10 protein-coding genes are annotated in these 14192 nt (G+C 27.2%); 9 read left to right on the top strand and 1 reads right to left on the bottom strand.

Annotated features, from left to right (window positions below; all coding sequences use genetic code 11):
* The first annotated feature begins 107 nt into the window (after positions 1-107).
* The 9 genes from AC2A4K_RS09125 (at position 108) to AC2A4K_RS09085 (ending at position 12780) form a co-directional block, all read left to right on the top strand.
* On the top strand, positions 108-332 hold the full coding sequence (locus AC2A4K_RS09125; RefSeq protein ID WP_322502176.1) for a hypothetical protein: 225 nt from the start codon (positions 108-110) through the stop codon (positions 330-332).
* Positions 333-407: 75 nt separating this feature from the next.
* Complete coding sequence (locus AC2A4K_RS09120; RefSeq protein ID WP_322502175.1) at positions 408-641, top strand: hypothetical protein; 234 nt, start codon at positions 408-410, stop codon at positions 639-641.
* A gap of 680 nt (positions 642-1321) precedes the next feature.
* A complete protein-coding gene (locus tag AC2A4K_RS09115; protein ID WP_322502174.1) occupies positions 1322-1624 on the top strand; it encodes a hypothetical protein in 303 nt (100 codons plus the stop codon).
* A 92-nt stretch (positions 1625-1716) separates the two neighbouring features.
* Positions 1717-1851 (top strand): helix-turn-helix transcriptional regulator, encoded by a 135-nt coding sequence (locus tag AC2A4K_RS09110; RefSeq protein ID WP_322503243.1) that lies wholly within the window; start codon positions 1717-1719, stop codon positions 1849-1851.
* Between the two features lie 464 nt (positions 1852-2315).
* Positions 2316-3920: a hypothetical protein gene (locus tag AC2A4K_RS09105; RefSeq protein ID WP_322502173.1), complete on the top strand. Its 1605-nt coding sequence runs from the start codon at positions 2316-2318 to the stop codon at positions 3918-3920.
* Between the two features lie 17 nt (positions 3921-3937).
* Positions 3938-5191: an RES domain-containing protein gene (locus AC2A4K_RS09100; protein ID WP_322502172.1), complete on the top strand. Its 1254-nt coding sequence runs from the start codon at positions 3938-3940 to the stop codon at positions 5189-5191.
* A 335-nt stretch (positions 5192-5526) separates the two neighbouring features.
* Complete coding sequence (locus AC2A4K_RS09095) at positions 5527-7479, top strand: hypothetical protein (protein WP_322502171.1); 1953 nt, start codon at positions 5527-5529, stop codon at positions 7477-7479.
* 950 nt (positions 7480-8429) lie between these two features.
* Positions 8430-12131, top strand: coding sequence for an SH3 domain-containing protein (locus tag AC2A4K_RS09090; RefSeq protein ID WP_488458826.1), 3702 nt, complete (start codon positions 8430-8432; stop codon positions 12129-12131).
* Between the two features lie 340 nt (positions 12132-12471).
* Positions 12472-12780 carry a hypothetical protein gene (locus tag AC2A4K_RS09085; protein ID WP_488458825.1) on the top strand — a complete coding sequence of 103 codons (309 nt, stop codon included), beginning with the start codon at positions 12472-12474 and terminating at the stop codon, positions 12778-12780.
* Between the two features lie 26 nt (positions 12781-12806).
* On the opposite strand, the gene AC2A4K_RS09080 is transcribed toward AC2A4K_RS09085, so the two are convergent.
* Positions 12807-14030, bottom strand: coding sequence for a 3D domain-containing protein (locus AC2A4K_RS09080; protein ID WP_322503260.1), 1224 nt, complete (start codon positions 14028-14030; stop codon positions 12807-12809).
* Between the last annotated feature and the right edge of the window lie 162 nt (positions 14031-14192).

Below are 14192 nucleotides of genomic sequence, written 5' to 3'. Positions count from 1 at the left end.
TAGATGTTCGTTTGATTACTTAATCGAATAATAACAATACACGTTATGTGAAATTAAAATTTGCATGACGTGTATTTTTTTACGTCTTTTTATTAGAAGATGAGGATATGAAAAAGATAAAAATTAATTTAGAAAATGATTTAACTTTCAAAGAAGGCTTTAGTGAATTTATTTACAATTGCAAAGTAAGAAATTTAAGATCAGGAACTAGTAAACATTATGAAAAAGCTTATATATCAATTATTAGATATTTTGATGAGGATATTTTAATTAAGAATATAAACAAAAAGGTAGTAGATGATTTTATTATTAAATGCAAAGAAAATAAATAAATAGGAGAACAAACTTTACACACCTACACAAGAGATTTAAAAACAATTCTTTATTTCTTTATGAGAATGGATTATATGAAAAGTTTTAAAATAACTTTACCAAAAGTAGATAGAGTTGCAATAGAAACTTATACGGATGATGAGTTAAGAAAGTTATTGGAAAAGCCAAATTTAAAGAAATGTACATTTTCACAATACAGAAATTACTGTATTGTATGTATGTTATTAAGCACAGGTATTAGATTATCTAGTTTAATAAATATAAAGATACCAAAAAGTAAAAAAACATCAAATTTAAATTTATTTTAGAATAAAAAAATAGTAGGTACTTGCAATACCTACTATCAAAACTAAATACAGTTTTATAAAACTTTGCATATCCTCAATAACTAGGATATACCAACACCTTAATAGTATTATCTCAAAAAAAGTGATGATTTGCAAGGCTTTATTTCCTATACCCTAAATTAAGTATAGGTTAGTTATAAGCTTTGGAATAACTATAAATAAATCCATAGGTTAGTTGAGCAGCTGCAATAAAGTCAACAGTATATTATACTAGCTATATATTACCCTTATTGGTATAGCTGGAACAATGGTTATAATATATGCTTAGGTGTGTGTCTACCAATATTCATAAAATAAAAGGCACGGTGGTAGTTTGGCACTCTAAAGAGTGGGGAAACTGTATTAGATGTTATAGGACAAACTTTATAACAGTTGATGATACTTAACTAATAAGGGCAACTGAAACGATGCGAAAAAGAGGATTTACAGTTGAGGATTCCTTATGACTTCATAATTTTATTTTTTATGTTGTTCATAGGGAATAACTCTGCCTTCATTCAGCTCCCATAAGGATTTATAAGCCTTTGGCACTTAAAAGTCAATAATTTTAATAGAGAATTGTAATAAATTTATTAATAAAATAAATTTGGAAATATAAAATATTACCTTATAGTGTAAAATAATTATAGGGATGATAATTTATGAGAAAGAAAGATGAAAATTTATTATTGATAAATTATGATATTGTTCAAAATAATTATTGTTGGATGTTTAGTAAATTTAATAAGATAGAAGAGCTTATTAACAAATTGAGTAGTATGGATACATTTGATAAATCAGTCTTAAATGAAGCTCAAGAATCTATTATAGAGCTAATTAAATTTAAAGAAGAATTTCTTATTAGCAAACTAGAAGGATCTTTAAAATCTGAAGTTATCAAAAAAAGACAAATACTAATATCAGATTTTAATTATGAAGAAGGAATAAGGGAAATTATGAAATAATATTAAGTATTTCTTAAGGAGCAAGTATTTCTTATGGGAATAAAAAATCGACTTAGAGAAATAAGAATGAGAGAGTTTCTAATGGATTCAGGATAGGGGTAAATTTAAAGACTTATTCTAATTGGGAAAAGAATCGTAGTAAGCCACCGGTAGAGGAGGCTTTAAGAATAGCGAAAGTATTAAATAGAGCTGTGGAAGATATTTGGTTTTTAGAGAATATAGAGTAAAATCTATATTCTCTATTTTTTTACATATATATTAGATTGGATTAAAAGAGATGAGGAAATGGTAAAGCTATGTAAAGTAGCTGTAGAAGAAATATTATTATCAGAAGATAAGCCTCAACGTGTATCTTGTAGGTAGGAAGATAGAAAAATAGTATTTGCTTTCAAAGTATTTGGATAAGCTAGAAGGTACCAAGAGATTTCTTGAAGAAAATGTAGAATCAGTAGAGCAATTTCAGCAAAGAAGGATTAAATGGGTTAAAGAAAAATATCCGGAAATGCACGAATGGGAGCAATTTAGGATGATTGGGATAAAACAGTAGAAATATTACTGAACATAGAAGAAACTTATGATTTGTTGAACAATATATGGATAGATAGTATTATTATGAGAGTGTGCATTTTATAATAATGCATATCTTCTGTTTTAAAATAACTAAGTATCTTTCAGAAAAGGTGGTATAAAAATGTATAATGAACCGGAAAAAAGAACTATTAGAAAAGAAGTTATAACTAATGCTATTAAAATCTTGGTAGATAGAAGAGCAGAAAGTACTATAACTAATGCTAATAATATAAGAAAAATCAAGAACCATATTATTAAAAAATCTTTTCATCAAGAAGAAAAAGATACAGCAAGTAAGTTAACTGATAGTACGATTAACTCTTGGGAAAGATATTATACTTCTTTATTAGGGAAAAAAGAAGTAAGCAATTTGAAGGTCGCTTTTTTAGCAGGTCCAAATCCTGAAAATGATATAAAAGAGTTAATAGATAATGGAATATTAGAAGAAAATATATGGGCATTTGAGTCAGATAAAAAATTATATAATCAAGCTGTTAGTAATCTTATGGAAAAGTTTCCAAAAGCAAAAATTTATAAGGGAAAGATAGAAAGTTTTGCATGTGACATGCCTATCAAATTTGACATAGTTTACTTGGATTTTTGCGGACCGTTAATGGTTAAAGAAAATAAGAACAAAAGTATAATCTCTCTTTTAAGATTGATAAAAGAGCATGTGATTAATTCACCTGGAGTACTTATAACTAATTTTGCTTTGCCATCACAAGAGCAAGATGAATTAGGACGCGATAACTTAGCCAAATTAGCAACTTTGTATCTATATCCTAAAGAATTTATAACAAATAATATTTGTATTAGTGAAGATGGAATTAATATAAATCAGATGTATGATAGAGTGAAGAATAATTTGGAATTTTATTATGGAGAGTTTATATCAAGATTTATTATGGATTTGTGTGGTGTAATAGTACCATACTCAAAGATAGCAAGTAATAAAGGATATTTTGATATGTTTTTTCAAATGAGTAAAGAGGATAAAAAAAAAGCTTTACAAAGTTTAGAACAATATAATGACAGTGAGGAGGAGCTGTCTAATGACGATGATTATGATTGTGGAGGATGGCTTAGTTCAGCTACAGAACTTTTCCCTATACCATGGACATTTTCAATTATTAAAGATAATTCAAATATAAATAATCTATCCGATAAAGACTTAACAAATATATTTAGCGAGAGTTTTATAGAATTTGCAAAATCATTTCTTAATCAAGTTGTTGATGGAAATAATGAATTAATAAATAATATAGAACTAATTTATTATTTGATTTTTGCGGAGAAAAGTAAGTATTATTCAAAAAAACTAAAGAAAATTTATAATTTAAATTATAGCAAAATTGCACCACAGTTTTGCGATGTATTTACATTCCAAAGTATCATAGGAGTACTTATAGGTCAAATTACAGTTCCGTATCATATAAATGTGAAAGAAACAAAAAGGTGGACATATAAGGCGAAATCAACACGTATGTTCACAGATATGTTTGTACTAGATGAATGTAGATATATATATGATATGATGCCGACAATTGATATGATTAGTAAGAGTATCTGTGACATAGATTATCAGTTATGTTATAGATTTGCCTTAGAAGGATTAAATAAGAATCAATTTTTATATAATAATGAATTCTTTTTTGGAAATGCAGTCATCGGAAAAAATAATGAAGGGTTTGAAAATGCTGAATTTCAGCAGAGGAATTGTATATAAATGGGAGGGGGATATAAATGATTTGTTATAGATGTAGTGAATATAAGTTTTGGTTGAACATAGAGAAGTATTTAGTTTTGTATAATCCACAAGAAGTATTAAAGGTGTCTAGAATTTTAGATGATTCATTAGAAATTGCAGATGAAGAATGTATTTGTGATAATTGTGGCGCTACGATAGTACAAGATGAATGCTATATTGATGATGAGGAAAATTTCATGGATGAAATATTAGAGTTTATGGGAAAGTTGGTCACAGATGAAATAAAATGTTGCAAGGAATGTGGAGAAGGTGCTCAAATAGAAGAAATACATGAATCAATTGAGAGGTGTTATTGTGATAAAGAGGATAACCCAGAAGAAATTTTTGATGAATATGACACTTCTACTCCTATTGAAGATATATTAAATGATTTGTTCTGCTATGATGATGATTTTTGGAATCAATATTATGAACAAATAGTTGATTATGTTTATTGCCCTAATTGTCTTAATGGCTCTGGAGAAAATTATGATGATAAAATTGATTATGGAAAATTTGATATTTATACTGAAGTCTATAGAGAATCTGATATTGATAGATTTAATCATAAGTTTTATGGTGATGAATTAGTGGAAATAAAGAATGATATTCATGGATTAGCTAACTCATTTTCAATCAAGGAGCTTATAAATTTAAAAGAAGAATATCTTAAAAATAAAACATTTGTTGCTAGGAACGAAACTTTTGCTAAACTTGAGAGATTTATTCAGAAGTTATTTGATAATAGAATAGGTTATTTACTTACTCCTAATAGAATGATTTTTAGAGCTAGAACAGAAAATATTGGAGTAATGTTATCAAAAGATGAAATGTGGGAACCTCCATTTAATATTACAAATCATGGGAGATATAATGATATAGGTACTAGTGTACTTTATTGTGCGAATAATATAGATGTTTTGAAAAAAGAAGTTTTTCTAGATGAAAATAAATGTTACAATGTTGCGAGAATAATCACGCATAAGGAATTCAATCTTTTCCCTATCAATTATATATTTAAAGGAGAATATTCAGGATTAATTGATGAGAGCTTAGTTGATGAAAGTTCTACATATAAAGAACAGTATATATTAAGTAATATTGTATCAGCTATTTGTTTACAAGTTGGTTTTGATGGTATTGTATATAAGTCTACTAAAGATGATATTTCTATAGATTATGCTTTATTTAATAATTATGAGAAAAATAAAGACTTGGATATTATAAGTATAGAAGTATCTAATAAATAATAAAGATTTTCTTGAGATTGAGAAAAGTGGGACTAGCTTGGAAGTTTATTGGTGCTTCTAAGTTTAGCCCTTATCATATAGTGTCTATAACATATTTGTGGAATAAATAGAAGTAAAAGATGATTAGAGAAATAAGATAATATGTAAAAATATAAAAAGGTGTTTTCATAATGCAGGGAATCTACGCTTGTAGCCCACTTATCACATATGAAACACCTATAACATTTGCAATATTATTATATTCAAAATATATAAAATAAATACTATAATTTCTTTGTTTATGCTATTATTATAATGTAATATTTCAGAAATGTCAAATAAGGATTGGAGAAATTATGGATAGATATAAAATGAATGCACATAAATATTTTTTATATGGAGTGCAAGAATATTTTTTTAATAAGTACTGTAAAATAGAAAATAAAAAAATACAAAGTCTTAGAAGTTTGCTTGAAGACTATATAGACTTAGAAATGAATATAAGACTAAATAGTAGTGATGTGAAAAAACTATTAAATGGAAAGAAAGCATTGCTGGAGTGTATATTGTTTACATTGCATAATATACCGTTAAATAAAAATAAAGAATTTTCTAAAGATATTCAATTAATTATACCGCTTATAGAATCAGCTATAGAACAAATTAATTTAGAAAAATCAGGTGATGTAACAAAGACATCTGAAAGGGAAAAAAGTAATAAAATTTTATATTCTTGCTTAAGCTCATTTCGTAAAAAAGTGAAGAATTATAATATACTTAATTGCTTAATTGATATACATAATAAATTTGATAGGACATTTAAAGATGTTGAGATATTAGTAGATTATTATGTAAGTGAGTTGTTATTTGAAGGCTATTCTCTTTCTTATTTGAAGAGTTGGTATAAACAAAATTTCAATAATGATGATATTAATAAAGCTAAGGATGAAGAGGAATTACAGAATTATATAGAAAAGTTTAAGGAATTATCTGAAAATAATAAAAAGAAATTTGAAGTTAAGATAAGCATTAATTTACCGGATTCGTTGAAAAAGTATGTCCTTGAGAATAATAAAAAAACAATAGACAATATTGAGTATTGTGTATTATCAGAAAGTGAGATACCTACGAATAATAAATTTAAAGTAACACCTAAGTCAGTGTGTCTTAAGGCTGATATAATAGCGTGTGATGAAATAAAAGCAGTACAAGTTGCTACGAGTACAATTGAAAATTATATAGAAGTATATAAAGCGTTTGACACATCAATAGGTGCAATGCCTATTACAGGCTGTTATGTAGAAAATACTATTTTGGACTTGAAGGGAACACAAGATTATTCAAAGTATGTTAATGAAAGAGAAAAAGAGGATATACAAGAATTTATTTATTTACGTGAGAAAAATCATAATAATAGAACTATTAAGGATATAGAGAGAGTAATAAATATCGTACAAAAGCTTTCTAACGATACATCAGAAAACAGATTATTAAATGCATGGAGTGCTTTAGAGAATATTTTGAGATTTTATGATTCAAAATCAATAATTGGAAAAATAACAGAAATAATTCCTAAGCTTATAGTTATGTACTCGATTAAGAGGGAAATGAATAATTTATGGGATAGTATACTTCCACTTATAAATAAAAATAAGATTGATATACCAGAATTAACAAACTGTAAATCTGTTTTAAATGATAAAAAATATGATAAAGAGAAATTTGCTCTATTCTTAATGAAAGAAGAAACTGGTAGTAAATTATATGAGTGTACACAATCAAATGTAATAATAAACAAAAGTGTAGTGGATTTGAATACTTGGTTAAAGAATCCTAGAGAGTTATTGGATAAAATTATATTTGATGAAGAAGCTATAAGACATAATATTACTACAATTTATAGGCTTAGAAATGATTTGGTGCATAATGGTGGAATTGTGGACAAGAATATAGAAAATAAAATTTTAATGTTAAGATACTATATAAATTGCATATTAGGTACATTAATCCATCATATAAAACGTAATGAAGAGCTTACTATAGAAGAGGTGTTAAATTCAATTATAGTTACTTATAATACCTATATACAAGATATTCAATATTTAAAGAATCTTACTAGTAAAAAATATGAGAACATAAAAAAACAAGGATATACATTAAGAGACTTAAGCAATAAAAAAGATGAAGCTAATAAGTTAGAAATTCAGAAATTAGAAGAAGAAATAATAAAACAAAAAAGTGAAATAGAAGATATTATAGTTGAGTTTGGAATAGGTAATATTGCATATCCAAGATATTTATATATATAATCGACATTCACTAAAAAAAGTTCCGAACGAAATAATAAAGTTCAGAATATGGACTAGCCTGGAGGCACGTAAGTGCTTCTGAGTTGGTCTTTTTTTTATGCCTGAAATTAAATATGAAGAGATAATAGATTGATTAAAATGATTAAGATTAATGTATGAAGAATAGCATGAATAAAGGATTTATAGGCAATAATTAAAAGAGTTTTTCGCTCGCGCGTAGTGGATGAATTTGATTGATTAATGCATGAAATTTTTTCGGAACTTTATTATGATTTAGCTCCAAAATACCTGTGAATAACTACTGATTTTTGCTTGATTTTACTTTCGGAACTTTTTTATTAGGGAACAATAAAAACTAGTTTTTTATAAAAATATATATAGTAGTGTAGATTACTTTAATTAATTTTAGAGTAACTACACTACTTTTTTTACGAAAAAAATTAAAAGATTAAAACTTTAAAATAATAGAAAGTGCATTGAAGAATGAAAATAATATGTTCTTCAATTTATGAAAGTTATTTTATCTAAGGTTTATAATATAGGCACCTAAAGTATCTATTTATATACTTTAGGGTTACTAAACAAAAGTTTATTAATATTATTTATAGATAAAAATAAATTAAGTTTAATGAAGTTTATTATTGTATATTAAAAGAAAATAAAAAAGTATATATAAATAGATTAAAATGTAAATAAATATTATTCTCTAATAATAATATTTAAATAAATGTATTTAGTAAATAAAAAAGGTAGAATTTAAAAAAGATTTGTTTTATAATTATTGGCTAATTTTGTTTTTAGAAGTATAATAATATTGGAAAGATTATGAGTAGTATGTAATAATTATTAAAACTTGCATTATTTTTCATTTAAATGAAATATTTGTATAATTATTATTTTGTAAATCTAATTGTTATAAAATATTAATTCTTTTAAAAAGGAGATTAATTATGAATAGAAATAGATTAAGTTGTCTTATAATAGGAACTGTAATTGGAACAGGGACACTTGTTTGTGCATCTAATATAAAAGTACATGCGGAACCAATAAATGAAGTGAAAAATATTAATGAATCCAAAGGAAATGTTCTTGGAGAAATTATTTCATCAGAAGCATTAGGGTTAAGAAAAGGCACAGATTCTTCTCATGAAATAATAACTTCAATACCTAGTGGTGCTAGAGTTAACATAATAGATAAAATATCAAATGATTGGTGTAAGGTTTCTTATAAAGACTATGTTGGTTATGTACAAGCTAAGGACATAAGAATATTAGGTGATGAATTAAATCAAAAAAATGTTGGTTTAATTTCTGCTAACCAATTAAATGTAAGAACTAGTCCAAATGAAAATGGTCAAGTGATTGGAACATTACATAAGAATGACAAAGTAAATGTCTTAGATAAAGAAATTGATGGTTGGTATAAAATTGATTTCAATGGAAGAAGAGCATATGTGTCAAGTTCATACGTAAGTTTAATTTCATATGAAAAAAATGATGCTAAAGAAGTCAAAAAAGAATCAGTTGAAGGAACTGGAAAAGTTAATATAAATACATCTTTAAATGTTAGACAAGCTGCTACAAACAATAGTAGAATAATGGGAAGTTTAAAGGGTGGAGAAAAGGTTAATATAATAACTGAAAGTAATGGATTTTATAAAATAGAATTTAATGGATCATATGGGTATGTTTATGCTAAATATATATCAAAGGATATAAGTGACAATAAAATTCAAGAACAGAATGATGCAGAAGTAAAAAATAAAAAGGTTCAAGAAAATAAAGCTGTAGAAGTCGTAGAAAAAAAGGCTGATGAACCTAAGAAAGAAGAAGTTAAAGTTCAGCCTAAGGCTGAACCAATACTTATGGCTGTTAGAGCTTATAGTAAAACTGGAATAGTAAATGTAAGTAGCTCTTTAAATGTAAGGGCCGGTGCAAGTACAAGTAGTAAAGTAATTGGAAGCTTAAGTGGAAATACAAAAGTTACAATAGTAGGAGAAGAAGGTTCATTCTATAAGATAGAATACAAAGATTCATATGGCTATGTAGCTAAGGAATATATTAAGGATATTAAGAATGAAGGAAATACAACAGAGCCAGAAAAACCAACTGAACCAGAAAAACCGGAAGCTACTAATAAGACAGGAATAGTAAATGTAAGCAGCGCTTTAAATGTAAGAGATGGAGCTAGCACAAGTAGTAAGGTAATAGGAAGCCTAAGTGGAAATTCTAAGGTAACAATCGTAGGAGAAGAAGGTTCATTCTATAAAATAGAATATAAAGGTTCATATGGCTATGTAGCTAAGGAATATATTAAGGATATTAAAGATGAAGGAAATACAACAGAGCCAGAAAAACCAACTGAACCAGAAAAACCGGAAACTACTAATAAGACAGGAATAGTAAATGTAAGTAGTGCTCTAAATGTAAGAGAAGGAGCTAGCACAAGTAGTAAGGTAATAGGAAGTCTAAGTGGAAATTCTAAGGTAACAATAGTAGGAGAAGAAGGTTCATTCTATAAAATAGAATACAAAGGTTCATATGGCTATGTAGCTAAGGAATATATTAAGGATATTAAAGATGAAGGAAATACAACAGAGCCAGAAAAACCAAGTGAACCAGAGACACCAAATAAACCGGAAAATACTAAAAAGACAGGAATAGTAAATGTAAGTAGTGCTCTAAATGTAAGAGAAGGAGCTAGTACAAGTAGTAAGGTAATAGGAAGTTTAAGTGGAAATTCTAAGGTAACAATAGTAGGAGAAGAAGGTTCATTCTATAAAATAGAATACAAAGGTTCATATGGCTATGTAGCTAAGGAATATATTAAGGATATTAAAGATGAAGGAAATACAACAGAGCCAGAAAAACCAAGTGAACCAGAGACACCAAATAAACCGGAAAATACTAAAAAGACAGGAATAGTAAATGTAAGTAGTGCTCTAAATGTAAGAGAAGGAGCTAGTACAAGTAGTAAGGTAATAGGAAGTTTAAGTGGAAATTCTAAGGTAACAATAGTAGGAGAAGAAGGTTCATTCTATAAGATAGAATACAAAGGTTCATATGGCTATGTAGCTAAGGAATATATTAAGGATATTAAGAATGAAGGAAATACAACAGAGCCAGAAAAACCAACTGAACCAGAAAAACCGGAAACTACTAATAAGACAGGAATAGTAAATGTAAGCAGCTCTCTAAATGTAAGAGAAGGAGCTAGCACAAGTAGTAAGGTAATAGGAAGTTTAAGTGGAAATTCTAAGGTAACAATAGTAGGAGAAGAAGGTTCATTCTATAAGATAGAATACAAAGGTTCATATGGCTATGTAGCTAAGGAATATATTAAGGATATTAAAGATGAAGGAAATACAACAGAACCAGAAAAACCAACTGAACCGGAAAAACCAGAAAATACCAAAAAGACAGGAATAGTAAATGTAAGTAGTTCTTTAAATGTAAGAGAAGGAGCTAGCACAAGTAGTAAGGTAATAGGAAGCTTAAGTGGAAATTCTAAGGTAACAATAGTAGGAGAAGAAGGCTCATTCTACAAAATAGAATTTAAGGGTTCCTATGGCTATGTAGCTAAAGAATATATTAAAGATGTTAAGGATGAAGGTAATAATACAACACCAGAACAACCAAGTAAACCAGAAGAAACTAATAAAACAGGAATTGTAACAGCTTCTAATGGATTAAATGTAAGAAAAGAAGCAAATACATCATCTCAAATTCTTGGAATTTTAAGTAGTGGTGAAAGTGTTGAAATTTTAGGTGAAGAAAATGGGTTCTACAAAATAAATTATAAAGGTCAGGAAGCATATGCATCTAAGAGCTATATAAATATTTTTGATGGAAATTCAAATGTTAATCCAGAATTAGATTTAGGAGATGCTATAAAAACACCATATGGGGTATCTCTTGACGAATATATTAGAATGCAACAAAGAAGTAACCCAGTAAATTATTCATATTCAGAGTTTGAGAGATATATAAACCCAGCGAAGGCTACTAATAAATTACAATTCTTAAGAATTGATAGGTTTAGGGCTGTTAATGTAAATGGATTAAGTAGCAGGTTAAACAATAAAGGCGTTTTAACTGGTCAAGGACAAGCTTTTGTTGATGCTGCTAGATCGTATAATATAGATCCTATATATTTAGTTGCTCAATGTTTACATGAAACAGGTAATGGAACAAGTAAACTTGCAAGAGGAGTAACTATTACTCAAATTGCAGATGAAAGTAAGCCTATATATAATAGCTATGGTCAATTAGTAGGATATCATATGATACCATTATCTAAACCTGTTACAGTTTATAATTTATTTGGAATAGGAGCTAAGGATAATTCTTCAGCATTTCCTAATAGAGCATTAATATTAGGAACAACCTATGCTTACAATAGAGGTTGGACAAGTATTGAAAGTGCTATAAAAGGAGCAGCAGCATTTGTTTCTGCAAATTATGTTCATAGTCCAACCTATGAACAAAATACACTTTATAAAATGAGATATAATCAAAATATATCTAATATATGGCATCAATATGCAACAACTACATGGTATGCATCAGAGATAGCTGATATTATGAATAGTTATGAAGATTTATATTTAAATAATAACTTTACATTTGATGTACCTGTATTTTCAAATTAGAGGTAATAGAAGTCTAAATTTAATTGTTATTTAGAATTTAATCGTAGTAAATAAAGGGAGTTTTTATACTCCTTTTATTTTAGCTAATTTTAGCGTAAGAGAGAAAATAAATGAATAATTATGTGTTGAGAAGACGAGTAAGTACAATAATTGTAATTGGGTTTATATTATTGATAATAATATTCGTATTAAATAAAAACATATTTTTTTAAAAGACTATGCCTTTAGGTTAGTTAATAAAGTTAATGAAAAATATTAAAACGCTTAAATCGATAAAGTAATAATTACTACTTCTGTTAAGTAAAATAATAAGGAAAGTATGTTTAGGAGAATGAAAACTTTGGAGATTTTAGATTGGAAGTTTATTTTCATAATAATAACATTTGCTTTAATAGGAGTAGTATGTTTATTTAAAAAATCGAAAATTGGATTGACTGCAGCTTCAGTAGGAATTATAGGAAGTTTAATTTTGTGGGGATTTTTTAAGATAAGTATAAAATTTAAAAATTTTCTAACAGGGGTTGGATTAAGTTTTAAGGATATATTAAACTTTTTTATTGCAATTATTACGGCTATAGTAGCCTTTACAGCAATTTTTTTATTATTGAAAATTTTTAATGATTTTGGTGGAAGATTAAAAAAAAGATAAGGCAAAAATGTCTTATCTTTTTTATTTTACCATTCACCAGGATAGGCAACTATGTGTAATGTAACTTGACGTCTTCCCCAAGATTTACATTCATCATTAGAGTTCATATAAAGGTCTATTATGTTTCCTTTAATAACTCCTCCTGTATCTGATGCTATGGCATAGCCATATCCAGGGATGTACACTTTTGAACCTAATGGAATTACATTAGGGTCTACTGCTATTGTACTTATTCCACCTGGATCTCTTACTGGTTTAAGTCCCATGGCAGTTAATGTTCCTCCAGTATATGCGGTAGCTTCAACGGAAAGTGTTTTCTTATAGTTACCATCACTAGGTTGGTTAGAAGTATTATTGTTGTTATTATTATTATTTGAATTAGCTGGAGAGTTGTTACTAATACTTTTAGCTGCTTCTTCAGCTTTTATGGATTCAATTTTGTTTTTGGCAGCTTGTACAGAATTATTAGCTGTATCCCTTACTGAATCGATGTTAAGTTGTGGGATTAATTGATTCAATGTGCTTATTGCATTTTCAAGCTCATTGACTGATGAAGATGAATTTATAACAGAAACAGAATGAGAAATTAAAGACATTTCATTTTCTTTAATTATTCCTAAAACAGCTTCTTTTTGATTGTTTAATTCATCAATTTTCTTTTGTTCTTCAACTTTTTTACTATCTAGGGTTTTAAGAGATTCCTCAGTTGAACTTTTTAATTCTTTTAATTCAGCCTTATCTCTTTCTAATTTTTTTATATCCTGATCAAGAGAATCTTTTTGAGAATCTAGATCATTTATAAGATTTTTATCTAAGGCTGTAACCCTTGCCAAAGCATCTATTCTTGTTATTAAATCTGATAAGTTTTCAGATTTAATAAGAAAAACTAGTGGGTTCATTGAATCTTTGCTTTTATACATAGCACGCATTCTTTTACCTAAAACAGATTGCTTTTGATCTATTTCGGTTTTTAAAGTACTTACTTTACTTTCCGTTTCTTTTAAGTTTTCCTCAGTATCTTTCATCTTAGTTTGATTATCTGCTAATTTAGCATTTAATTCTTCAATTTCATTGTTAAGTTTTGATACTTGAGAATTAAGAGACATAACCTCATTATCTAATTGTTCATATTTTACTTTATTTTCTTGTATATTTGATTTCTTATCACTTATTGTATCAGCAAAAACTACTTGAGTCGTTGAAATACTTATAGTTATTGCTATTAATGCTGATAAAATTCTTTTTTGCATAAAGTACACTCCTTTTAGTTAAACTGTCCACAACTTAAGTGTATTTCATCCTGTATTACTGAATTATAACATAAAAGTCAAATGTAACACAAATTTAACCTTTATCCCATTTAAATATGTTAAGAAAAAATTAACAATTTAATTATACTATAAATCTGAAAA

The organism is Clostridium sp. LIBA-8841 (genome assembly GCF_057782475.1).
The sequence above is the reverse complement of the archived record's forward strand: the minus strand, read 5'-3'. Positions and strand labels throughout refer to the sequence as shown.

Coding starts and splice junctions, on each gene's coding strand:
- AC2A4K_RS09125 (WP_322502176.1), top strand. CDS start 108: ATGAAAAAGATAAAAATTAATTTAGAAAATGATTTAACTTTCAAAGAA.
- AC2A4K_RS09120 (WP_322502175.1), top strand. CDS start 408: ATGAAAAGTTTTAAAATAACTTTACCAAAAGTAGATAGAGTTGCAATA.
- AC2A4K_RS09115 (WP_322502174.1), top strand. CDS start 1,322: ATGAGAAAGAAAGATGAAAATTTATTATTGATAAATTATGATATTGTT.
- AC2A4K_RS09105 (WP_322502173.1), top strand. CDS start 2,316: ATGTATAATGAACCGGAAAAAAGAACTATTAGAAAAGAAGTTATAACT.
- AC2A4K_RS09100 (WP_322502172.1), top strand. CDS start 3,938: ATGATTTGTTATAGATGTAGTGAATATAAGTTTTGGTTGAACATAGAG.
- AC2A4K_RS09095 (WP_322502171.1), top strand. CDS start 5,527: ATGGATAGATATAAAATGAATGCACATAAATATTTTTTATATGGAGTG.
- AC2A4K_RS09090 (WP_488458826.1), top strand. CDS start 8,430: ATGAATAGAAATAGATTAAGTTGTCTTATAATAGGAACTGTAATTGGA.
- AC2A4K_RS09080 (WP_322503260.1), bottom strand. CDS start 14,030: ATGCAAAAAAGAATTTTATCAGCATTAATAGCAATAACTATAAGTATT.